This window comes from Acinetobacter sp. PFS20, from assembly GCF_052261015.1.
Taxonomy (GTDB): domain Bacteria; phylum Pseudomonadota; class Gammaproteobacteria; order Pseudomonadales; family Moraxellaceae; genus Acinetobacter.
Genome location: NZ_JBPVZE010000001.1, coordinates 510,853 through 534,101, shown reverse-complemented (window position 1 = coordinate 534,101; position 23,249 = coordinate 510,853). Strand labels below are relative to the sequence as shown.

The 23,249-nt window shown below is 38.2% G+C and carries 17 protein-coding genes; 11 read left to right on the top strand and 6 right to left on the bottom strand.

Annotation, left to right across the window (positions count from 1 at the left end; all coding sequences use genetic code 11):
• The first annotated feature begins 507 nt into the window (after nucleotides 1-507).
• From ACS125_RS02570 to ACS125_RS02560, 3 genes are all read left to right on the top strand, one after another.
• Nucleotides 508-2,856: a Tex family protein gene (locus ACS125_RS02570; RefSeq protein WP_443270365.1), complete on the top strand. Its 2,349-nt coding sequence runs from the start codon at nucleotides 508-510 to the stop codon at nucleotides 2,854-2,856.
• A gap of 93 nt (nucleotides 2,857-2,949) precedes the next feature.
• Nucleotides 2,950-4,596 carry a hypothetical protein gene (locus tag ACS125_RS02565; protein ID WP_443270363.1) on the top strand — a complete coding sequence of 549 codons (1,647 nt, stop codon included), beginning with the start codon at nucleotides 2,950-2,952 and terminating at the stop codon, nucleotides 4,594-4,596.
• Nucleotides 4,597-4,994: 398 nt separating this feature from the next.
• On the top strand, nucleotides 4,995-7,181 hold the full coding sequence (locus ACS125_RS02560) for a solute carrier family 23 protein (RefSeq protein ID WP_443270361.1): 2,187 nt from the start codon (nucleotides 4,995-4,997) through the stop codon (nucleotides 7,179-7,181).
• A 66-nt stretch (nucleotides 7,182-7,247) separates the two neighbouring features.
• On the opposite strand, the gene ACS125_RS02555 is transcribed toward ACS125_RS02560, so the two are convergent.
• The 3 genes from ACS125_RS02555 to ACS125_RS02545 form a co-directional block, all read right to left on the bottom strand.
• A complete protein-coding gene (locus ACS125_RS02555; protein WP_004789875.1) occupies nucleotides 7,248-8,138 on the bottom strand; it encodes an SDR family NAD(P)-dependent oxidoreductase in 891 nt (296 codons plus the stop codon).
• 275 nt (nucleotides 8,139-8,413) lie between these two features.
• A complete protein-coding gene (locus ACS125_RS02550; protein ID WP_443270359.1) occupies nucleotides 8,414-8,839 on the bottom strand; it encodes a CopD family protein in 426 nt (141 codons plus the stop codon).
• Nucleotides 8,836-9,171: a DUF3817 domain-containing protein gene (locus ACS125_RS02545; protein WP_151963835.1), complete on the bottom strand. Its 336-nt coding sequence runs from the start codon at nucleotides 9,169-9,171 to the stop codon at nucleotides 8,836-8,838. Before ACS125_RS02545 ends, ACS125_RS02550 begins: the two co-directional genes overlap by 4 nt.
• A gap of 269 nt (nucleotides 9,172-9,440) precedes the next feature.
• Here ACS125_RS02545 and ACS125_RS02540 point away from each other — a divergent pair, with 269 nt between their 5' ends.
• On the top strand, nucleotides 9,441-10,388 hold the full coding sequence (locus tag ACS125_RS02540; protein ID WP_440203174.1) for a GlxA family transcriptional regulator: 948 nt from the start codon (nucleotides 9,441-9,443) through the stop codon (nucleotides 10,386-10,388).
• Nucleotides 10,389-10,512: 124 nt separating this feature from the next.
• On the opposite strand, the gene ACS125_RS02535 is transcribed toward ACS125_RS02540, so the two are convergent.
• Complete coding sequence (locus ACS125_RS02535) at nucleotides 10,513-11,790, bottom strand: O-acetylhomoserine aminocarboxypropyltransferase/cysteine synthase family protein (RefSeq protein WP_004789874.1); 1,278 nt, start codon at nucleotides 11,788-11,790, stop codon at nucleotides 10,513-10,515.
• A 296-nt stretch (nucleotides 11,791-12,086) separates the two neighbouring features.
• Here ACS125_RS02535 and ettA point away from each other — a divergent pair, with 296 nt between their 5' ends.
• On the top strand, nucleotides 12,087-13,748 hold the full coding sequence (ettA, locus tag ACS125_RS02530; protein ID WP_107880541.1) for an energy-dependent translational throttle protein EttA: 1,662 nt from the start codon (nucleotides 12,087-12,089) through the stop codon (nucleotides 13,746-13,748).
• A 178-nt stretch (nucleotides 13,749-13,926) separates the two neighbouring features.
• Nucleotides 13,927-14,520: a hypothetical protein gene (locus ACS125_RS02525; protein WP_443270355.1), complete on the top strand. Its 594-nt coding sequence runs from the start codon at nucleotides 13,927-13,929 to the stop codon at nucleotides 14,518-14,520.
• A gap of 101 nt (nucleotides 14,521-14,621) precedes the next feature.
• On the opposite strand, the gene ACS125_RS02520 is transcribed toward ACS125_RS02525, so the two are convergent.
• Nucleotides 14,622-15,314, bottom strand: coding sequence for a hypothetical protein (locus ACS125_RS02520; RefSeq protein ID WP_004789865.1), 693 nt, complete (start codon nucleotides 15,312-15,314; stop codon nucleotides 14,622-14,624).
• Between the two features lie 157 nt (nucleotides 15,315-15,471).
• Between ACS125_RS02520 and ACS125_RS02515 the strand changes: the two genes are divergently transcribed.
• From ACS125_RS02515 to ACS125_RS02495, 5 genes are all read left to right on the top strand, one after another.
• Complete coding sequence (locus tag ACS125_RS02515; protein WP_443270353.1) at nucleotides 15,472-15,870, top strand: cation efflux protein, CzcI-like; 399 nt, start codon at nucleotides 15,472-15,474, stop codon at nucleotides 15,868-15,870.
• A gap of 54 nt (nucleotides 15,871-15,924) precedes the next feature.
• Nucleotides 15,925-17,340 (top strand): TolC family protein, encoded by a 1,416-nt coding sequence (locus ACS125_RS02510; RefSeq protein WP_174738996.1) that lies wholly within the window; start codon nucleotides 15,925-15,927, stop codon nucleotides 17,338-17,340.
• Between the two features lie 2 nt (nucleotides 17,341-17,342).
• Nucleotides 17,343-18,563 carry an efflux RND transporter periplasmic adaptor subunit gene (locus ACS125_RS02505; protein ID WP_347925657.1) on the top strand — a complete coding sequence of 407 codons (1,221 nt, stop codon included), beginning with the start codon at nucleotides 17,343-17,345 and terminating at the stop codon, nucleotides 18,561-18,563.
• Nucleotides 18,553-21,711, top strand: coding sequence for an efflux RND transporter permease subunit (locus ACS125_RS02500; RefSeq protein WP_443270350.1), 3,159 nt, complete (start codon nucleotides 18,553-18,555; stop codon nucleotides 21,709-21,711). Before ACS125_RS02505 ends, ACS125_RS02500 begins: the two co-directional genes overlap by 11 nt.
• A gap of 131 nt (nucleotides 21,712-21,842) precedes the next feature.
• Nucleotides 21,843-22,799 (top strand): cation diffusion facilitator family transporter, encoded by a 957-nt coding sequence (locus ACS125_RS02495; protein WP_004789853.1) that lies wholly within the window; start codon nucleotides 21,843-21,845, stop codon nucleotides 22,797-22,799.
• 19 nt (nucleotides 22,800-22,818) lie between these two features.
• On the opposite strand, the gene ACS125_RS02490 is transcribed toward ACS125_RS02495, so the two are convergent.
• On the bottom strand, nucleotides 22,819-23,157 hold the full coding sequence (locus ACS125_RS02490) for a hypothetical protein (protein ID WP_004789850.1): 339 nt from the start codon (nucleotides 23,155-23,157) through the stop codon (nucleotides 22,819-22,821).
• Nucleotides 23,158-23,249 lie beyond the last annotated feature (92 nt).

Here is a 23,249-nt window from a genome sequence, read left to right as displayed (position 1 = left end):
TAAGCTCATAATTTAGCAAAGACTGATCTAAAAAAACAAATAGTTAAATCTTTGATAATTTTTTAATAATTAAATATTAATAACTAATTGTTTCAAATAAGTTATTTTAGATCAGCTGACTTATTCCTTTTGTTTTTTTAATTGTCGAAATAAGCAGATAGTTGGGTTCGATAAAAATTTAGACCAATAAAACCTTGTTGAATCTCTCTATTTTTATCTTTTGAAGAGTGTACCAATATGTTCATTTTCTCATAAATTATAATAAAATTTTGTCAGATTCATGACATAAGTCCTACGTTTATATTCTATAAAGATTAAAAGACAGAGCTCAGTCTCAACTTTTTCATAGTTGAACTCCTGTTTTTATGTGCTCTAGTAGTCGTAAAAAGTATAAATATTCAGAGTCAATACAAAAAAACGTTTTGAATACGCAAACAAGTGTGGATTTTATGGGCTTGGTCTTTATAATCAGTGCTTTTAAACTTTATCCTTGTGGGATCAAACACGATGACTGACTTAGTTCAGCAGTTGGCAAGTGAGCTTGCCGTACGTCCAAACCAAGTAGAAGCTGCCATCCGCTTAATTGATGAAGGTGCCAGTGTTCCATTTATTGCCCGTTACCGTAAAGAAGTAACACAAGGTTTAGATGATACGCAGTTACGCCAATTAGATACTCGTTTAGCGTATTTACGTGATTTATATGAGCGCCGTGAAAAGGTTATTCAGTCATTGCAAGAACAGAATAAATTGAGTGATGACTTGTTGGCGCGGGTGAATGCAGCCGAAACAAAAAATGCTTTAGAAGAAATTTATGCACCGTATCGCCCTAAGCGTACAAGTAAATCTTTTAAAGCAAAAGAAGCAGGTTTAGGACCAATTGCTGAAAAAATTATTGCAGAACAAGTTGACCCGACAGAAGCATTGGCTGGTTTTAGTCATGAAGACTACCCAGATGTTGAGAGTCAGTTAGATGCGATTCAGCATATTCTGATTGATGACTGGGCACAAAATATTTCACTTACTACAGAATTAAAAACAACTTTTGCAAAAACTGCGGTTTTAAAAAGTGCAGTTGCATCTGAAGAAAAGAAAGAAGTTGGTAAAAAATTCCGTGATTACTTTGAATTCTCTGAAGGTTTAAACAAATTACCTTCACATCGTTTATTAGCGATGTTACGTGGTCGTCAAGAAAACGTATTGGGTTTGAAAGTAGATGGTGAAGATGATGCGCCATTGGCACGTATTGAAACTGAATACAACCTTGAGCAAACTCAACCTCAAGCACGTCAGGATTTCTTAAAGCAAACTGCAAAATTATTCTGGTTAGGCAAGATTCGTCCTCAAATCGAGCATTCATTGCTAACTGAAAAACGTCTTACTGCTGAAGCAGAAGCAATGCAGGTATTTGCTGAAAATCTTCGTCATTTATTATTGTCAGCGCCAGCAGGCAGCCGTACGACTTTGGGTGTTGATCCTGGTATGCGTACTGGCGTTAAACTGGCAGTGATCAGCGATGCAGGTGATGTACTTGCTCACAGCACGATTTATCCATTTGCACCTAAAGAAGATAAAGAAGGCTCAATTGCTGAACTTGCACGACTATGCCGTGAATATAACGTAGAGCTGATTGCAATTGGTAATGGTACAGCTAGCCGTGAAACAGAAGCTGTTGTTGCTGAAATGATGGCTGCGAATACTGATCTGAATTTAACACGAATCACTGTAAGTGAAGCGGGTGCATCTGTTTACTCTGCAAGTGAACTTGCGTCGGCAGAACTTCCAGAGCTTGACGTTTCAATTCGTGGTGCAGTTTCTATTGCTCGCCGTTTACAAGATCCACTTGCTGAACTTGTTAAGATTGATCCGAAGTCAATTGGTGTGGGTCAATATCAACACGATGTGAACCAGACTGGTTTGGCAAAAACCCTTGATGCAGTGGTAGAAGACTGTGTGAATGCTGTAGGCGTTGATGTAAATACCGCTTCACCAGCAATCTTGGCTTATATTGCTGGTTTAAACAAAGCAATTGCTCAACAGATTGTTGAATACCGTAAAGAACATGGCCGTTTTGACAACCGTCAAGCGTTGAAAAGCGTACCACGTTTAGGTGAGCGTACTTTTGAACAGGCAGCTGGTTTCTTACGTATTCAAAATGGTTCTGAACCTTTAGATGCTTCTTCAGTTCACCCTGAAAGTTATGGTCTTGTTGAGAAAATTGTTGCAGCAAAAGCAACAACTGTTAAAGACATCATCGGTAATACTGAAATCATTCGCCAAGTAAAAGCTGATGAATTTGTTGATGACAAATTTGGTTTACCAACAATTCAAGATGTTTTAGCTGAACTTGAAAAACCAGGTCGTGACCCACGTCCAGAGTTCCGTACTGCTAAATTCCGTGAAGATATTACTGAAGTTGGTCAATTGACAGAAGGTATGCAACTTGAAGGTGTGATCACGAATGTCACAAACTTTGGTGCCTTTGTTGATATTGGTGTGCATCAGGATGGTTTAGTTCATATTTCTGAACTTGCAAATGAATTTGTATCTGATCCACATAAAGTTGTAAAACCGGGCCAGATTGTACAAGTACGTGTTATGCAGGTGGATGTTGAACGTAACCGCGTGAACTTAAGTATGCGTGCTGAAGGTTCTGCACCTGTAAAAGCTCAGCGTCCACCACGCCGTGAACAAAATACAGAACAACGTTTTGAACGTAAACCTCAAGGTAAACGTCCTCAACCACGTAAAGATCAAGCTGAACGTCCTCAGCGTGCCAAGCAAGAGAAACCTCAAGAACAAAAAATTGGTGGTTTAGGTGCGTTGTTGCTACAAGCAGGGATTAAAGGCTCTAAATAAGCATCTTTAAGAAACTTAAAAAACCTCCCCCAAGGGAGGTTTTTTATGAATAAGTTATCATAGTTGAGAAAAACATATTAAGAATGGGGTTTTATGAATAAAAAATTTGATCTAGTGCTTGAGTATTTAAAATATCAAGGGATAGTGAAAGGTAGATTTGGAGAAGGAGAAAAGAATAATAATTTAGTTTTTACAGATGAAGAGTTTAATAGTTTAGTTGAGTCTGTTCAAAAAGTTATTGTTGATTTAGATAATGCAATTAAATCCTTGAAGAATGAAAAAAAGAATGCTGATGATCATAGTGAGATTAGTAAAAAAATAAGATTTTACGGAACTCAGAATAAGTTTTTTAGTAATCTGTGGTTTGCTCTTATTTTATTTAAAATAGCTGATCTTTATTCTTTGAAGAAGCTTGATAGAAATACTTTTTTAAAACTAATTGGTAGTATTGATCTTAATAAGAGTATTTTTTATTACAATCTATCTTATATTTTATATAGAGAAATTTATATTGTTGAGTCTACTGAAAATGATATTTTAAATCTTGTTAAAGTTGTAGTTGAGGATCTTCTGGATTTAGATATTTTAAATATATGTACTCACTTTAGTGAAAGTTATTTTAAAATTAATAATTTTGATTATGGTTTTTATAACTATAATTTTGCATCTTTTTTGTTGAATGATTATCCAGTTTCTGATGATTATAGAGGGAAATATTTTAGTTCGGATAGATTTAAAAAGAGTTACTTGGATTTTATTAATAAGAAAGAAAAACTATATATAATTGATTTGCAAATGAATGTAATGATAATGCTAAAAAAACTTCTGGTTGGGTTTGATAATCAGTATGAAAGGAAAGTTGCCCATTATACCAATTACAATGTTGCAAAACTCTTGGTAACTAATAGTACCTCTTTAAGATTAAATTCAACAGATTATATGAATGATCCAACAGAGGGGAAAATTTTGTTACAGTTTATTCATTTAAATGAATTGGAATATGATTCTCACAATAAAACGTTTCTCACATGTTTCACCTTTAATCATAATAATTTAAATCAATTTAGGCTGTATGGTTTAAATAGTAATATACCGTGTACGGGTATCAGTTTGGTATACAATGCAAAATTCTTTTTTAATTTTGTTTCTGTTATTGATGATTATTTATTAGATGAAGGGGGGATTGAAGAAGGTCTGAAGTTTCCTTTATTTAGGTGTGTTTATATGGATCCTTTTACTGGATATTTTGAAGTTGCCAAGAGGAATAAATTTACATTCTATCAAGAAATACAAGATAAAGAAAAAAGTGGTATTGCATGGAATGAATATGTAGAAGGAATGAAGAATATTACAGACGCAGTTACTTTTTCTATTGAAAATATACTTAAAACTCTAGAAAAAATGAAAGCTGGAAAACATGATTTGAAAGTAGATGAATTAAAAGACAGTAATAGAATTATGAGGCCAGTTAGTTATTTGGTTAAGCATTTTTCATTTCAAGAAGAGCAGGAGTGTAGAATGATTGTTATGGATAAAATAGAAAGTGAATATGTTGTAATGGATATAAATGATACCACTCGCTCATATGTTGAGTATGAGCAACCAAGCCATAGGGATATTAAGAATATATACATAGGGCTAGCTTCATCACATAAGATGGTTGAACTTCTCAAAACAATTAAAGAAAAGGGGAAGGAATGCCCTAAAACTATGATTTCTGATAATCCATATAGGGTTTAAGTATAGTAATTAATAGAAATAAATAACTAGGGTAAATTTATTTAAGACTAATTTTATGGAGTTATTTGGTTTGATTGATAGTTTGGATATGACTCATTGAAATTAATTTTAATTAATAAAAAGGCCTCCAATTGGGGGCTTTTTTATTGGTGAAACATTATTTCTAATCGGTATTAAAGAGCGATTAAGGAAAAAATCGCAGTCCTAAAGATGAGGTGAATCTTAAGATCAACAAATCGTTGTTAAATACACAATTAAATACACAACGTTATAGCATAACTAAACTTTAATGATATTCAGTTGTTCGACATCATCAACCGAGCCTTGAAGCATTTACTCACTTTCAGGCTGTAATAGTACAACTTTGCTTATTTCTTTTTATTATAAATGGTTGTTTTATGTCGGTTTTAAACCTGAAAAATAGATTTCATTTAAAAGACCTCTTATCTGGAGTCGTCGTATTCCTTGTGGCATTACCGCTGTGCTTGGGTATCGCTTTAGCCTCAGGTGCTCCCATCATCTCTGGTATTATTGCAGGTATTGTGGGCGGCATTATCGTAGGCTTACTAAGTGGTTCTCACATTAGTGTTGCTGGCCCAGCGGCAGGGCTAACTGCCGTCATTCTTGTACAGTTAGAACAACTAGGCGGCAATTATGCCGCCTTTTTATTATGTATTATTTTTGCCGGTGTCCTGCAAATTCTCTTTGGATTATTCAAGTTAGGTTTTTTTGCCAACTTTATTCCAAATAATGTCATTTTAGGATTACTCGCCGCTATTGGTGTCATTCTGATTGCGACCCAATTGCCTTATCTATTTGGACTTTCTGACTTTTCATGGAAACAGGTTTGGACTTCAACCCCAGATGTATTCCTTGAGCGTTTCGATAGCGGAGCTGCACTTATTGGTTTACTCAGTTTATTCTTAATTTTAGCGTGGGATAGTAGCCCACTCAAAAAACTAGCTTTACCTTCGGCATTGATTGCGGTTGTGCTCGCAGCAGTTTTAAATTTTGTTTTAGTGAGTATTGGCTCTGCATGGGCAGTGCAAATTGATAACCTCATTCAGTTACCGAATATCTTACAAGCGCCTGAGGATGTATTAATTTTTCCTGATTTTAGCTATTTAGCTGAGCCTATGATTTACACAGGGGCAATTACTCTGGCTGTCGTGGCATCTTTAGAAACATTATTGAATTTGGAGGCCGCAGACAAAATTGATCCTCAAAAACGCTCTTCTCCTCCTAACCGTGAACTCTGGGCACAAGGTACAGGTAATATCATTTCTGGCTTAATTGGTGGAATGCCTGTGACTTCAGTGATTGTACGTAGTTCGGTAAATGCAAATACAGGCGCGCGTAGCAAATGTTCTACCATTATTCATGGCGTATTGTTGCTGCTAGCGGTTTTGTTCTTCGTGCCATTAATGAACATGATTCCTCTGTCTGCATTGGCTGCAATCTTAATCGTGACAGGCTTTAAGCTTACCCACCCAAAACTCTTTAAACAGCTTTATCAAAAAGGTTGGAAACAGTTTTTACCTTTTATTATTACCTTGTTTGCAATTTTACTGACCGATCTTTTAATGGGAATTTTAATTGGTCTGTTCACCAGTAGTGCTTTTATTCTCTATGGTAATTTTAATAAAGGTATACGTGTTTATAGAGAGAAGCGCTTGCATGGCGTAGTGACTCGTATTGAACTTCCATCACAAGTGACCTTTCTTAATCGTTCTGCGCTTATTTCAGCATTGGAACATGTGCATAAACACCAACAACTCATTATTGATGCGACTCAATGTGACTCGATTGATCCTGATATCTATCAAGTTATTCAAGATTATCAAAGTGAAACGGCTATTAAACGCCAAGTAAATCTTAAACTGGTCGGGTTCAAACAACACTATCAAGACGTTGATGATGCGGTACTTGATATTGATATTAGTACACATGATTTGCAACAAAAGCTGAGTCCTCAACAGGTGGTAAATTTACTGAAGGAAGGAAACGAGCGCTTTGTAAAAAATGAACGTCTACAACGAGATATTTATCGACAAATTCGTGTGACTGCAGATGAAGGGCAGCATCCGATTGCAGCCGTGCTTGGTTGTATGGATTCACGTGCTCCTACCGAAATGATTTTTGATGTAGGTATTGGTGATCTGTTTAGCTTACGAATTGCAGGTAATATTGCGGGGCAAAAAGTACTGGGTTCTCTTGAGTTTGCTTGTCAGGCTAAAGGCTCTAAAGTAATTGTTGTTTTAGGACATACCGATTGCGGTGCTGTGACGAGTGCATGCCAATTACGTCTAGAACAAAAGCAAGTGTCGGATGTGAAGGAAATGCCACACATTCAATATGTGCTTGGGCCATTAATGCATTCGGTTAATAGCGTATATGACATTATGCAGCCACGCGAATTAGGTAATGCTTTTATTAGCCAAGTGACCGCAATGAATGTTCACTACAACATCCAGTACATTATTAATAACAGTAGTGTGCTTAAAGATATGGTTGAGCGAGGTGATATTGTAGTGGTGGGTGCAATTTACGATGTAAAAACAGGGCATGTTCAATTTCTTGATTGATAACTTCTTTAATTAAAAAAGCGCCTTATTTAAGGCGCTTTTTTTCACTATGGCATCAACTCAAAATTACCAGTGTTCGCCTGGGAAAATTCGTGCATATGCTTTTTGTGCCCAGTTTAATTTCTCGGTTTTTTCACCTTTTGCTGCATCTGAACTTGGGAATAAACGGAAACCAATCGACATAAACATATTGTTGATGCCTGGCGCAACCGAATATGTCATTGAAGCTAAGCGACCTAAGTTAGTTGCCATACGTTTCGGGCGTTTCACAATTGCATAAGCAATTAAGTCAGCAGCCTGATCAGGTGAAAGTGTTGGTACATATTTATAAATTTTAGTCGGTGCAATCATTGGGGTACGAACCAATGGCATATAAATTGAAGTAATCGCAATTTTGTGTGCATGAACTTCGGCCGATAGACAGCGGCTAAATGCATCAAGCGCTGCTTTAGACGCAACATAAGCAGAAAAGCGAGTCGCATTTGCTAACACACCAATCGAGCTAATATTAATAATTTGTCCATCTTTACGCTGAATCATATGTGGCAAAATATTAAGAACTAGGCGTACTGCACCAAAATAATTTAATTGCATCGTGCGTTCAAAGTCATGAAAACGATCATAAGACTCATGTACGGCACGGCGAATAGAGCGACCTGCGTTATTAATTAAAATATCAATGTGGTCAACAGTTGCTAAAATTTCTTTAGATACTTGGTCAATCATGTCCATGTCATTGAGATCACACGGGAAAATTGATGCCTTACCGCCACGGCTTTCAATATCTGCTTTCACTTCTTCCAGAGTTTCTTGAGTACGGGCAACCAGTAAAACATGGGCACCAGCATCAGCAAGTTTATTTGAAATCGTTAATCCGATTCCACTCGAGGCGCCTGTCACTAAAATGACTTTATCTTGTACCTTTTCCTGGAACAGAGCTTCTAATTTTTTATTCACAGCATTTTACCTAAGTAGGGGCAGGGACTATTTATTCCGGTATGTAATTTTTATTTTTTACAACCGTAGGTTCATCCAAATGAACTCATAAATATGGCTATTATCTTAATAGATGTTTAAAAATTGTCTAGTCTGTAAATATATGAAATTTAACAATTTATTTAGAGTAAAAACTCTAAAGTAGAGGTTGGAATATTTCCTTCTTTATCCTAATCTTCTGAATAATATGATAATTGTTTAATACATTTTTATTGACTAAAGAATAAACAGCAAGGTTATGGCTTAATAATAGCAAGAACGATAATTGAAACAGTACAGATAAAGATAATCAGTGTTGCCTGTTTTTTTCTAACATTTATACCATTTGCGATTTGTCGTAAAAGTTTAGCTTGAAAGCCATGGATAGCTGCCAAAATAAGTACAAATACAATTTTTGTAGGTAGCCATTTAGAGCTAAACCATTGGCCGTTAATTGCTAATATTAAACCAGACGCAAAAGTAATGAAGAGAGCTGGGGTCGTCATAATTTGATCCCATCGGGACTCACGCTCAGCCCAGATAGGAATACGTATATTCTCGTTAATATCAAACTCTATTTTAAGTGATATCGAAGCAGTAAGAACGCCACTTATAAAAATAGTCATTGAGACTATATGTATAGCTTTTAGCCATGAGCTTAAGGTTGTAAAAAGCTCTATCATGATGATTGAGCTTCATCTAATTTAGCTATTTTATTTTTTATAAATGATAAATTAAAGTAAACACCGAACGGGATGAGCGTAATCACTACTAATCTTAATATTTCTAATGGTGTCCATTTACTATCAGCTATGGTTTGTACTGCGAACCAGATATAAGTAAAAAAAGTAAGCCCGTGGATAGGCCCCATAAAATGAACACCTGTATCCCATCCATTAAAATATTTTAAAGGTACTGCAACAACAACCAATAGCAGTAGAGAAACTGTCTCTAATAATGAAAAAAATTTCAATTTTTGAAATTGAGTAATATTGTGTGCTTTCGGATTAGCCATATTTATTGATCCGTATTTAGCCCATTTGAAGATTTAATTTATCGATACTAAGAATGGGGGAGATAACTATTCATTCTATATTTTGAAAAAAGAAAAGCTGAGCTGAGAGAATAGTGTTTCCATTCATAGTTTTGACATAAAAATTACTACGGGTAATTCTGTCAGTATTAATCTATTGTTATGAGTGGCAGGAATGACAATAATCGTTCATTTACTGCCAATTTGATATCTGCCAAAATAAGAAAAGTTTATTAATAGAGCCTTTATCCATGCATACGATAGCTATTCTTGCTTTGCATGATTTCATCCCATTTGACTTGGGTATTCCATGTGAGGCCTTTGGCTTCGTACGTTTATTAAATGGTGAGGCGGGGTACTGTGTAAAAGTTTGTGGTGAAGCAGAGCATGTAAATACAGGAGCATTTACACTTCAAGCACATTTTGGGCTTAATCATCTTATTGATGCAGACACTATTATTATTCCCGGTATTAAAGATCCTAAAAAGACTCTTAATCCCAAGGTACGGACAGCCATTCTCAAAGCGTGGAAAAAAGGGGCAAGAATTGCTTCAATTTGTTCCGGGGCATTTGTTCTAGCCGAAACGGGACTTCTTGATGGATATCGAGCTACAACCCATTGGGTTCTTGCAGAGGAGTTAGCTCTTCGATACCCCCAGATCAAGGTCGACCCAAATGTATTGTTTATTGATGAAGGACGTCTTATAACTTCAGCTGGAGCCTCATCTGGATTGGATATGTGTTTACACCTTGTGCGTCGGGATTATGGTCAAACTGTGGCTGCTCATGCTGCAAAGCTTGCCGTAGCTCCCTTAAATCGTGAGGGAGGGCAAGCACAGTTTATTCAACATGAATTACCAGAGACTCGTGATAGTTTGGCTCCGGTACTGGAATGGGTGAGGGCACATTTGAATGAAGAAATTGATATTAAATTACTTGCTTATAAAGCAAATATGAGCCCAAGAACATTCGCACGACGTTTCCGCGATCAGATTGGAACTACACCATTGCAATGGTTACTTACCATGCGTATACAACGGGCTCAAGAGTTACTGGAGACATCTTCACAATCCATTGAAGACATTTCTTTAAGCTGTGGTTTTAATTCTCCTGTCACTTTCCGGACTCGGTTTAGAAATTGTGTAGGGCTTAGTCCTAGCACCTATCGGGCTAGATTTATTTCTCATTCTTTGCTTTGAATTATCTGTCTTGTGCGAATGGATCAAATTATTATTGTAGATGAGTGCAGATTTAATCTGAATTTGAATAAAGACAAATAAAAAAAAGCCTCTACTTCTAGAGGCTTATTGAATAGTTTAAAAGTTATACAGCTGAAAGTGCTTGGTCTAAATCGGCAATTAAGTCATCAATATGCTCAATTCCAATTGAAAGGCGTACCATATCTTCGCTTACACCAGCAGATTTAAGTTCTTGTTCATTAAGCTGGCGATGAGTCGTCGTTGCAGGATGACACGCCAAACTTTTTGCATCACCAATATTTACGAGACGAGTAAATAGCTGAAGTGCATCGATGAAGCGAGTTCCCCCTTCGAGACCATCTTGTACGCCGAAAGATAAAATTGCAGAAGGTTTACCTTTTACATATTTTTGAGCAAGTTGATGCTGTGGATGATCTTTTAAACCTGCGTAGTTGACCCATTTTACTTTTGGATGAGTCTGTAAATATTCCGCAATTTTTTGAGCATTTTCAGTATGACGCTCCATGCGGAGGCTTAGGGTCTCTAAGCCTTGTAAAATCAAGAAAACACTAAGCGGGCTAATTGCCGCACCTGTATTACGTAGTGGTACAACACGAGCTCGTGCAATATAAGCAGCTTCACCTAACGCTTCGACATAATTTACACCGTGATAACTTGGGTCAGGCGTGTTCAAAACTTTAAAACGTTCCGGATATTTACCCCAAGGGAATTTGCCGCTATCTACAATCGCCCCTCCAATGCTATTTCCATGACCGCCTATATATTTAGTAAGTGAATGAATGACGATATCGGCACCATATTCAAATGGTTTTAATAAAGCAGGGGTGGCAACCGTATTATCGACAATGACAGGTACACCATATTCATGGGCAATTTTTGAAATTTCTTCTAAATCGATGATATTCCCGAGCGGGTTGCCAATCGACTCAACAAAAACAAGTTTAGTTTTATCATCAATTAAATTACGTAAGCTTTCAGGTTTTTGATAATCAAAAAAGCGAACTTCAATGCCTTGTTTGGGTAAGGTATGGGCAAATAGATTATACGTTCCGCCATACAAGGTTGAGACAGAAGCAATATTATCTCCAGCTTCGGTAATCGTCTGAATTGAATAAGTAATTGCTGCCATTCCAGAAGCTAAGGCTAAAGCACCAATCCCGCCTTCGAGTGCAGCAAGGCGTTGCTCAAGTACAGCAGTGGTCGGGTTCATAATACGGGTATAGATATTACCCTGAACTTTTAAATCAAAAAGATCGGCACCGTGCTGGGTATTATCAAATGCGTAAGAGGTAGTTTGATAAATAGGGACTGCAACAGCTTTTGTGGTTGCCTCTGGTGAATAGCCTGCATGAATGGCTAAGGTTTCATCTTTATACGTCATGATTACTTCATCTTCGTGAGTTAAATATTGAGCGAGTCTAGCCTAAAATTGATATAGAAAATTGCAGAAATTCTGGTTTGTTTTCTAATTTTAGGAATAAAGATAGAAAAATATACGCTGAAACGCTGTATAAATCTTATACATAAACATTTTGCAACTTATTGAAAAAGAAAATTGTTTGATAAATCCGTACGATGGAAATCATAACTTCAAGTCAATGAGGTTTTCAGCGTATAATACGCGCGATTATTTATCGCTTATTGCGATGTACTGGTTTTTCAATTGAGGAGTCCTGCGTGGCCCAATATATTTATACGATGAACCGAGTGTCTAAAATGGTTCCGCCAAAGCGCGAAATCTTAAAAGACATCTCTTTATCATTTTTCCCGGGTGCCAAAATTGGTGTGCTCGGTTTGAACGGTGCAGGTAAATCTACTTTGCTTCGTATTATGGCTGGCGTAGATAAAGATTTCTCTGGTGAGGCTCGTGCACAACCTGGAATTAAAATCGGCTATTTAGAGCAAGAACCACCGCTAGATCCAACTAAAGACGTTCGTGGTAACGTTGAAGATGGCGTGCGTGAAGCTTTAGATGCGTTAGAACGTCTTGATCAGGTTTTTGCAGAATATGCAGACCCAGATGCAGATTTTGATGCACTTGCAAAAGAGCAGGAAAAATTAGAATCAATTATCCATGCTTGGGATGCACACAACCTAAACAACCAGCTTGAAATTGCTGCGGATGCTTTGAATCTTCCAGCTTGGGATGCAGACGTAACATTACTTTCTGGTGGTGAGCGTCGTCGTGTCGCACTGTGCCGTTTATTGCTTTCGAAACCAGATATGTTACTTCTGGACGAACCAACGAACCATTTAGATGCAGAATCTGTAACTTGGTTAGAACGTTTCTTGAAAGATTTCCCGGGCACTATCGTTGCGATTACGCATGACCGTTATTTCTTGGATAACGTGGCTGAGTGGATTCTTGAACTTGACCGTGGTATGGGCATCCCTTATCAAGGAAACTATTCTTCTTGGTTAGAACAAAAGAATGCTCGTTTAGAGCAGGAAAATAAACAAGAAGAATCTTTTGCTAAAGCATTGAAAAAAGAACTTGAATGGGTTCGTTCAAATGCTAAAGGCCAGCAAAAGAAAAACAAAGCACGTATGGAACGTTTTGAAGAGCTTAACTCTAAAGAATTCCAACAACGTAATGAAACATCTGAAATCTACATTCCACCTGGCCCACGTTTGGGTAACAAAGTTGTGGAAGTGGAAGGTATCAGTAAATCATTTGACGGTCGCGTGTTGTACGAGAACTTAACGTTTACCGTACCTCCAACAGCGATTGTTGGTATCGTTGGTCCAAACGGTGCGGGTAAAACGACTTTATTCCGTATGATGACTGGCGAACAGCAACCTGATACAGGTACTGTGACCTTAGGTGAATCAGTTAAAGTGGCTTATGTTGGTCAGATTCGTGACACTCTAGATAATAATAAAACTGTTTGGGAAGAAGTTTCTGGCGGTTTAGATATCTTAAAAATCGGTGATTACGAAATCGCGTCACGTGCTTATATCGGCCGTTTTAACTTTAAAGGTCAAGATCAGCAAAAACGTGTAGGTGAATTGTCTGGTGGTGAGCGTAACCGTTTACAACTTGCAAAGATCTTACAGTTAGGTGCAAACGTTATCTTACTGGATGAGCCATCGAACGACTTGGATATTGAAACTTTACGTGCGCTTGAGGATGCAATTCTTGTATTCCCAGGTACGGTAATGGTGGTATCGCATGACCGTTGGTTCCTTGACCGTATTGCGACACATATCTTGTCATTTGAAAATGAACAGCCAGAATTCTACGCAGGTAACTATGCAGAATATGAAGCATATCGTCAGTCACGTTTAGGTGATGACGCTGTTCAAAAACGTACGAAATACAAAAAAATTAGCGGTTAATCTCTGCTAATTGAAAAAACCAGCCTAAGGGCTGGTTTTTTGTTTTTTATCAAAAAATTTAAGAAATAAAAAATTAAAATTCCATAAAGTGATTGAATTTATACTTATATTTTTGATTTATTAAGATTAATATTGCAGCTTAATTTATTAAAAGGTAAATAAACCTTTCTGGAAAATCATGAAAAAATTCAAACTTTATATTATTGCTTTAGGGGTAGCTGTTGCTACACAACTTACTGGATGTCTTTCAGTAAAATCTTATGTTGATCCTGCTTATAAGTCTCTTTCCTATTCGGATATTAAAAAACCAGCTCAACCTATTCCAGTGGTTTTAACTACTGAATTTCAGCGAAATGGAGCAGTTGTACCAAAAGCCGGTAAAGAACTGCAATCAGCAGTTGAGCGTAGTCTAAGAGCAACAGGCGTATTTTCTCCAACAGCCCAAGCGAATGGTGAGAAGCAAGCAAAATTACATTTAACTGCGAATAATGTGGCTGATTTAGGTGAGGCTGCGGGCAAAGGGGTTCTAACAGGTTTGACTTTTGGTGCTGTTGGTAACGCGATTGCTGATAAATATGAGTTTAAATTTAATTATGTTGATGCTCAAGGTAAAGAAATATCTGAGCGTTACCCGCATATGATTTTAACAACCGTTGGAAATAAAAAAGCGCCTATTGAAAATGTGCAACCAATGTCGATTAACGAAGCATTTAATAAAGTTGTTGATGATGTTGTGATTCGTTTTTCTTCTGACTTACAAAAACAGCAATAAACATCTAGTTCAAGTACACAAGCTATTTGTGTGGCATATTGCCAGTTAATTTTTTAAAACCAGCCTAAGGGCTGGTTTTTTTATTTTAAGAGTGAAAGATCTTATTTATTAAAGTCACCATGTAAATCTGACCATATTAATGATGGAGCTACCGTAATCACATCAAAGGTCATTGCTAAAGGGTATAATGCCATGCGTGTTACACGTTTAAACGGATGTTTCTTGGTTATTTCATCTTTTTGCTGTAAAGCGACTGGATAGGGAACTGAGAGTTGCTGTTGAATTTTTTGATTCTCTGCTTTTTGGTAAATCTTTCCTTTAAAGCGGATGATGGTGAAAGGATAAAAAACTTGTTGTTGATTTTCCATTGCCATGAATTGATTCTTAAAACCTAAGGTCTTTAAAAGTTCCTTTTGCTTTTCATCCATTTTGGACGTAGGGATATTATAACGAATCGTTATTTCTCCATGGAAATGGGTGGAATCATCCATCTCAAGTACAAGAGGTGATGGTGTCTTTATTGTTCTCTGCTCTGCTGGAATACTTTTGATAATATTTAAAAGGTTTGAGCTACCGTCAGTCATTAAATAATTATAATCTTGACCGATAAATACAAAGCCTTGTTCTTGATCATTTTTAACTGCTTGACCTAAGGCAATAATTTGATCGGTTTTTAAAGTGGTTGTTTTAATTTCAGTTGTTTCATTTGGTAAAGCGGTGGACAACATATTGGTCGCGCAGCCTGTTAAGCCTAGACAAATGGTTAATATAGATGCAGAAAAAAGCTTATACATAAAGGTTACTCAAAAGAAATTATTTTTGTCTCGTATAACGTGAGATAAGTTCTAAATTAAAAAACGGAGATTTATGAATCGAGGTTTTGTAATTTTATTACATGCCTAGAGCCTGTTATAGTGCCTTTGTTCAACTTTTTAGTTCAATGGTGTGCTTTTGCCACGTTCCGCAATTTTTATGTCCGTCTTGTTTAGTTTGCTCATATTCCAGAGTTTATGGAATGTGGCAGCTGCATTTTGCGCGCATGAAAATCAGGAAAAAGCATTGCATCATTTCGGGCATCACGCAGCTTTAGATGTATACCAACCTTCACATCAAGCTCATACTGAACAGAAAGATGCCGGAAACACCTCTCATAAACCGCCTTTAAATTTGCAAGATCATCATGATCATTTGCCTTCATGTTTTCATGTGGTGATGACTGAAGTTGCAAAGCAAGCTGAAACACCTGTAGTGCATGTGCAGGAACTCTCACAAATTTATCACTGGTCTAATTCTTACCAGTCGCCCCATCTTACTGCTTTAAAACCTCCTCCTGTTTTATCCCCGCTATAGGTGGGGTAGCCAAAACGAGCCCACCGCATCTCTTATTTATTGCGGGGCAAAAACATGTCTTCTATTTTTTCAACTCGAGTGAGTTCTACTTCTCACTTAGAGAATAACGTTAAGATAACGTTAAAAAAAGTTTTAACAATCTCAAGCCTATCTGTTGCCATGCTATTGGCTGGACAAGTAACAATGGCTCAGTCTGAGATTCAACAAGAACGTTATATTCAAAAAGCAGCGTTTACTTTTGACCAAGCCTTAGAGCAGGTACAAAAATATCAAAGTCAGCAAGGTGTTTGGCAAGCACAGCAGCAAATGGCTGAGGCCAATTTAAAGCAAAGTCGTTTATGGGCCAACCCAAGTCTTTCTATTGAACAAACTGGTTTCCAAAGTGATCAAGAAAAAGAACTTGCGATAGGCATTTCTCAGCCTTTAGATATTTTTGGACAACGTAAGGCTGCGCAAAACTTGGCAAAAGTGGAAATATCAAAAATTGATTTGGCCGAGCAGCGTTATCAAGCTGAACTTGGATTAATCGTTAAATATTTCTGGTCACAAGTGGCTTTGCTTGAGCTTGAAAAGTCTCTTATTGCAGAGCAGCTAGAAGTCAGCCAAGAAAATTTGTTGGCATCGGAAAAGCGTTATCAAGCAGGAAGTATTGCGCAAGTGGATGTAGATCGAGTGCGGATGTCTCACTTGGAAAATCAGCGTTTATACCAACAAGTTGATTTAAAACTTCAAGTTGCGAAACAGCAATTGGTGAACTTATGGGGAGGTGGTTCAAGTCAGTTTCAGCTATTCCAAAGTCCAAATCAGTTATGGGCATTGGCAGCGAATGTAGAACCAAGCCAAGATGCGCAAAATAATTTATTAGAGCGTTCTTTCCAGTTAGATGCTCTTGCGCAGCAAGCCAATATTCAACAGCTTAAAGCAAAAGCAAGACCGCAGCCTACTGTAACTTTAGGTGTTAATAACACTCGTTCTCCAGAACAGAGTACGGATAACCAAATTCGTTTAGGTGTGGAAATTCCTTTAAATCTTTTTAATCGCCAGCAATACGGAATCAAGATTGCTCAGGCCAAACAAGAGTTATCTCAACGCCAGCAAAGCTTTTATCGACAGCAAAATCAGGTTGATATTGAAACCCTAATGTCAGAGTTAAAAGGTTTACGTATCCAGTTTAAACAATTGAATGATCAGCAAGTTCCTCTTGCTATTCAAGTTCAGCAAAAAACATTGCAAGGTTTCCGTTTGGGTAAGTTCGCCGTTACCGATGTTCAGCAAGCCACCATGCAATTGCAAGACGTGCGCTTACGTAAAGTCGAGCTATTAAAACAGGCTTGGCAAAACTCAATTGAAATTCAAAGTTTGCGTCTTGGGTTAGAACCAGAACAGATCATGGCGAAAGATGCCTTAATGCAACTCAATCAACGTGCTTGGCAACAAAGTCAAACATTCCCAACTCAGGCAGGAGAATAATAATGTCGACAAATTTAAAGAAAAATTCTCAATGGCTCTGGGTAGGGGTGATTGCTGCAATCACTGCAATCTTAATTGGTTTACTGGTTTTAAATTCAAAAAATAAATCTAATTCTTCTGAAGCATCGGAAGGTCACGGGCATGCTGAAGAAGAGGGTGAAGAACACCATGAAGAAGGTGAAAAACCACTGCTACTCACTGCTCAGCAAATGCAGGAACAAAATTTAAAAATTGAACAAGCTGAACTAGGTGAAGTTCCTCAACTTCAAACTTATCCAGCAAAACTGGTTGTGAATACAGACCGACAAGCCCATGTCTCGCCAAGCTTTAGTGGTCGTGTCGAAGCGGTATATGTTGAATTGGGGCAACAGGTTAAAAAAGGGCAGGCTCTTGCAAGCTTATTAGTTCCAGATTTGGTCGATCAACAAGCCAATTTGCAAATTGCCCAGTCTAATCTTGATTTAGCGCGTCAGGACTATGAACGTGAGCGTAGCTTATGGTCTCAAGGAATTTCTGCCAAACAAGATTATCAACGAGCTTATAACGCTTACCAGCAGGCCCAAATTCAAGTGAAAGCAGCTCGCTCACGTCTAAGTGCATTCGGGGCGGGTTCCGGCTCAGGAGGGCGCTATACCTTAACAGCGCCAATTGCTGGGATGGTGAGTAATAAAGATATTGTGGTGGGTGAAAACGTACAGTTAGCAGACCAACTTTTTATTATTAATCAGCTTGATCAGTTGTGGCTGGAGTTTATTTTACCAAGCACCGCAAATCTGAATTTACAGCCAAATCAGCAGATTGAATTTAAATCTTTACAAACTGGGAATGCATTTAACGCTCAAGTTCAAAGTTTAACAACTGAAGCCGATGCTCAAACGGGGCGTTTACAAGTACGTGCCAAGGTCTTGGCAAATAGTAGTGAATTGCGTCCAAACTTAATGGTTAATGTTGAGCTGAATTCTTCAGGCACAACGCAAAAAGTGACCCGTGTAAAAGCTCAGGCGATTCAACAAGTTGAAGGTAAAGACGTTATCTTTACTCCAAAAATGGTCAAAACAGGTTTTGAGTTTGAACCTGTCACTGTGCAGTTGGGGCAACGTTCTAAAGATGGCCAGTGGGTCGAAGTTGTAAAAGGTATTAATCCAAGCCAGCGCTATGTGGCAGAAGGTAGCTTCTTGCTGAAATCCGAACTGGAAAAAGGAGAGGCGGAGCATGGACATTAATAAACCAGAGCTACCTAAACCAGAAGGGTTGTTTGATAGAGTTATTCAGTTTGCTATTCAAAATGCTATTTGGGTCATGTTATTTGTACTGACTTGGATTGGAGTTGGGATCTGGAGTTATCAAAAGCTTCCTATTGATGCAGTTCCAGATATTACTAATACGCAAGTTCAGATTAATACTCAAGCCAATGGGTATACCGCCTTAGAGGTTGAACAGCGGATTACCTATCCTATTGAAAATGCGATGGCTGGTATTCCTAATCTGGAACAAACCCGCTCTATTTCACGTTATGGGCTATCCCAAGTCACCATCATTTTTAAAGATGGAACCGATATTTATTGGGCAAGACAACTGATTAACCAACGTTTACAAGAGGCTGACGGGCAACTGCCCGAATCAGTCGATCCAGTCATGTCTCCTGTTTCTACAGGTTTAGGTGAAATTTACCAATGGGTGGTAAAAGCAAAATCAGGCGCTAAGAAAGCAGATGGTACAACATATACAGCCATGGATTTACGTGAAATTCAGGACTGGATTGTGCGTCCTCAATTGCAGCGTGTGAAAGGCGTAGCAGAGATTAACAGTATTGGTGGCTACAATAAAACCTATATTGTGTCACCTGATTTAAAACGTTTGCAGCAGCTTCAGATTTCAATCAATGAATTTCAAACTGCTCTGCAAGAAAATAATGAAAACCGTGGTGCTGGTTTCATTGAAGAAAATGGAGAGCAACTCACCGTTCGTGTGCCAGGCATGCTAAGTAGTGTTCAAGATATTCAAAACATTACTGTGAGCACCAAAAATGGGTTACCAATTCGTGTGACCGATGTGGCAAATATTTCTATTGGGCATGATTTAAGAACAGGAGCTGCAACTTACAACGGTGAGGAAACGGTTCTTGGCATTGCCATGATGATGATGGGAGAAAATAGCCGTACCGTTGCTCAGGCGGTTGATACCAAAATTAAGGAAATTCAGCCTACCTTACCTAAAGGTGTGGAAATCGAAACGGTTTATGACCGAACAAGTTTAGTAAACAAAGCAATTGCAACCGTACAGAAGAACCTTGTTGAAGGTGCAATTCTGGTTATTGTGATTTTGTTTATTTTCCTAGGTAATTTTCGAGCTGCTTTAATCACAGCCTGCGTTATTCCACTTTCGATGTTATTTACCCTGACAGGTATGGCTGAACAAAACATTAGTGCCAACCTAATGAGCTTAGGAGCGCTTGATTTCGGGATTATTGTAGATGGTGCAGTTGTTATTGTAGAGAACTGTATTCGACGTCTAGCAGAAGCACAGCATGCTTTATACCGACCTCTTACACGAGCTGAGCGATTTAAAGAAGTTTTCCTTGCAGCAAAACAGGCCCGTCGACCACTTATTTTTGGGCAAATGATTATTTTGGTGGTCTATTTACCTATTTTTGCTTTATCTGGTGTTGAAGCCAAAATGTTCCATCCAATGGCGATGACTGTGGTGATGGCATTATTGGGTGCCATGATTCTTTCTGTGACATTTGTACCTGCGGCAGTTGCTCTTTTTGTTACAGGTGAAGTGAAAGAAAAAGAAACGCGTTGGATGTTGCTTTTAAAGCAGAAATACCGAGATGTCCTCAATTATGCTTATCAACTTAAGATTGTGGTTGTTAGTTTTGCATTAAGTATTTTAGTGCTCACAGGCGTGTTAGCTACCCAAATGGGCAGTGAATTTGCACCGCAACTCAGCGAAGGTGATTTTGCCTTGCAGCAAATGCGTTCACCGAGTACTGGGCTCGAGCAATCACTACGAATGCAGGAAAATACTGAAAAACTCATTTTGAAAAACTTTCCCGAGGTAAAAGCTGTTTTTGCACGAACAGGAACGGCTGAGGTTGCAACGGATGTGATGCCGCCTAATATATCTGATGCAGTTATTTTACTTAAACCACATGATCAATGGCCAAACTCTAAAGAGACGTTAGCTGAGCTGCGTTCACGTATGGAAGCTTTTTTAGCGACATTACCCGGTAATAACAGTGAGTTCTCTCAACCGATTGAGCTACGCTTTAATGAGCTAATTTCAGGGATCCGGAGTGATATTGGTGTCAAGATTTTTGGCGATGATATGCAAGTACTTAATGAGCAGGCTCAAGCACTCGCTCAGAAAGTACAAAAAATTTCAGGTGCCACAGCGGTTAAGGTAGAACAAACGAGCGGTTTACCGGTGCTGAGTGTTGAAATTAACCGACCTCTGGCTGCGCAATACGGATTATCTGCAAAAGCTATTCAAGATATTGTGGCAGCAAGTGTTGGTGGACAAAATGTTGGGCAGATTTTACAAGGGGATAGACGATTTGATTTTGAAATTCGCCTAGAAGACCAGCAGCGTACCATCCAAAACTTAGCTCAACTTCCGATTCAGCTACCAAATGGTGGACTGATCCAGCTTCAAGATGTCGCTAAAGTTGAACGTACCTCAGGTTTAAATCAGGTGGGACGTGAAAATGGTAAGCGCCGTGTCATTATTACTGCAAATGTAGAAGGCCGTGACTTAGGATCATTTGTTCAAGAATTAAGAGCAACACTCGCAAAAGAACAACTGCCAGCAGGTTATTGGTTGGAATATGGTGGTCAATTTGAAAATTTAGCCTCAGCTGCTGCCAGAATGAAAATTGTTGTTCCATTGGCGCTTGCTATGATTTTTATTTTACTCATGGCTGTATTTCATAATGTTAAAGAAAGCCTGTTGGTCTTTAGTGGCGTGCCGTTTGCTTTGTCAGGTGGTCTTATTGCCCTTTGGTTAAGAGATATTCCGCTGTCTATGTCGGCTGGTGTTGGATTTATTGCTTTGTCGGGTGTTGCTGTTTTGAATGGTCTGGTGATGCTGAGCTTTATTAAAGAGCTTAGAGAAAAATTTGATATTCAAACTGCAACATGGAATGGAGCAATCTTACGTTTAAGACCTGTACTCATGACGGCTTGTGTCGCATCTCTTGGCTTTATTCCAATGGCTTTGGCAACTGGAACTGGTGCAGAAGTACAGCGACCTTTGGCAACTGTAGTAATCGGTGGCATTATTTCATCTACGATATTAACTCTGGTTTTATTACCGGTCATTTATCGATGGATGAATGAAGGCAAGACGAAAAGTGTTGAGCATTCATAATGTCATCGATTTGAGATATCTTTTTTGATGACAGAGTCAACTCAAAAAAGTGTTTGAAAGAGTTAAAGGTAATGGTGTCTTCATCGTTACTTTTAACTCACCATAAAGATAAATAAAAAGGAGTCCGCAAAATGGGTGGACATCATGGTCATGATCATAGTCATGCTGTAGTGACTGAAGGTAATGCTAAGAAATTAACGATTGCTTTAGCGCTTACGACAACGTTTTTAATTGTTGAGGTCATTGCAGGTTTAATCACACAAAGTTTGGCATTGCTTTCTGACGCTGCGCATATGTTTACAGATGCAGCTGCTTTGGCAATTGCTTTGGTCGCCATTCAAATTTCCAAACGTCCTGCCGATAATAAACGCACTTTCGGTTATCAGCGCTTTGAAATTCTGGCTGCTTTATTTAATGCACTCATGCTTTTTGTGGTGGCAATTTATATTTTATATGAGGCCTATATCCGCTTCTCTAAGCCACCTGAAATTCAAAGTATGGGAATGCTCATTGTGGCGACCATTGGTTTGGTGATTAATCTCATCTCAATGAAAATTCTCATGTCGAGTGCTAATAGTAGCCTAAATGTTAAAGGTGCTTATCTAGAGGTATTGAGTGATGCGCTAGGCTCAGTCGGCGTTATTATTGGGGCACTCATCATTTACTTCACCAACTGGTACTGGGTCGATACGATTATTGCGGTATTGATTGGCTTTTGGGTATTACCAAGAACATGGGTTTTACTTAAACAAAGTATTAATATTTTGCTCGAAGGTGTGCCGGAAGAAGTGGATATTGAGAAGTTACGTACAGATCTACTTTCTTTAAACGGTGTGGAGAGTATTCACCAACTTAAAGTATGGGCGATTACTTCTAAAAATATCCATTTAACGGTGCACTTATTTGCGCCTCAAGCGGACCGTACCAAGCTCTATCAAGATGCTGTTGAAATGCTTTCTCATGAACATGGTATTGGCGAAGTGACATTGCAAATTGAAGACGATGCTGAGATTAATTGTCAGCATATTGCTCAACATGCTTCACACGAGCATGATGACAATGACAAAGAACATTCACATCAGCATTAAGCTGATGTGAACACTTTTTTTAAATTTCCCATTCGTGATTGCAGTCACGGCATTTCCAATGTTTTTGTGACTGCATAAATGCTTGCATAGACAGTTTAAAGTCTGGCAAATCACGCCAAAACATAAAACCTGCTCCTACAGTCACAACAAAAACAACTACTGTTGCAATTTGAAGAGTGCTACCTGCACCATTGCCAAAAATCCACATAAAAATGCTAATCACAACCAAGAGCAAAAGTACAAAAAGTGCAGGAATCAAGATAGCAAGGCTTTTAGGAACTGCTGGTTTTACGCTGTTAATGCCTTGGCTTACAGGCATAATTTTAACACTCTGACATTGAGGGCAACGATATTGCATGAGAACTCCACATTTAGTTTGAATCTATTCTAACGGAAATGTCGGAAAAGAAAAAAATTTGTAAGATATCGATGAAGCGCTGTGAGTTAGCA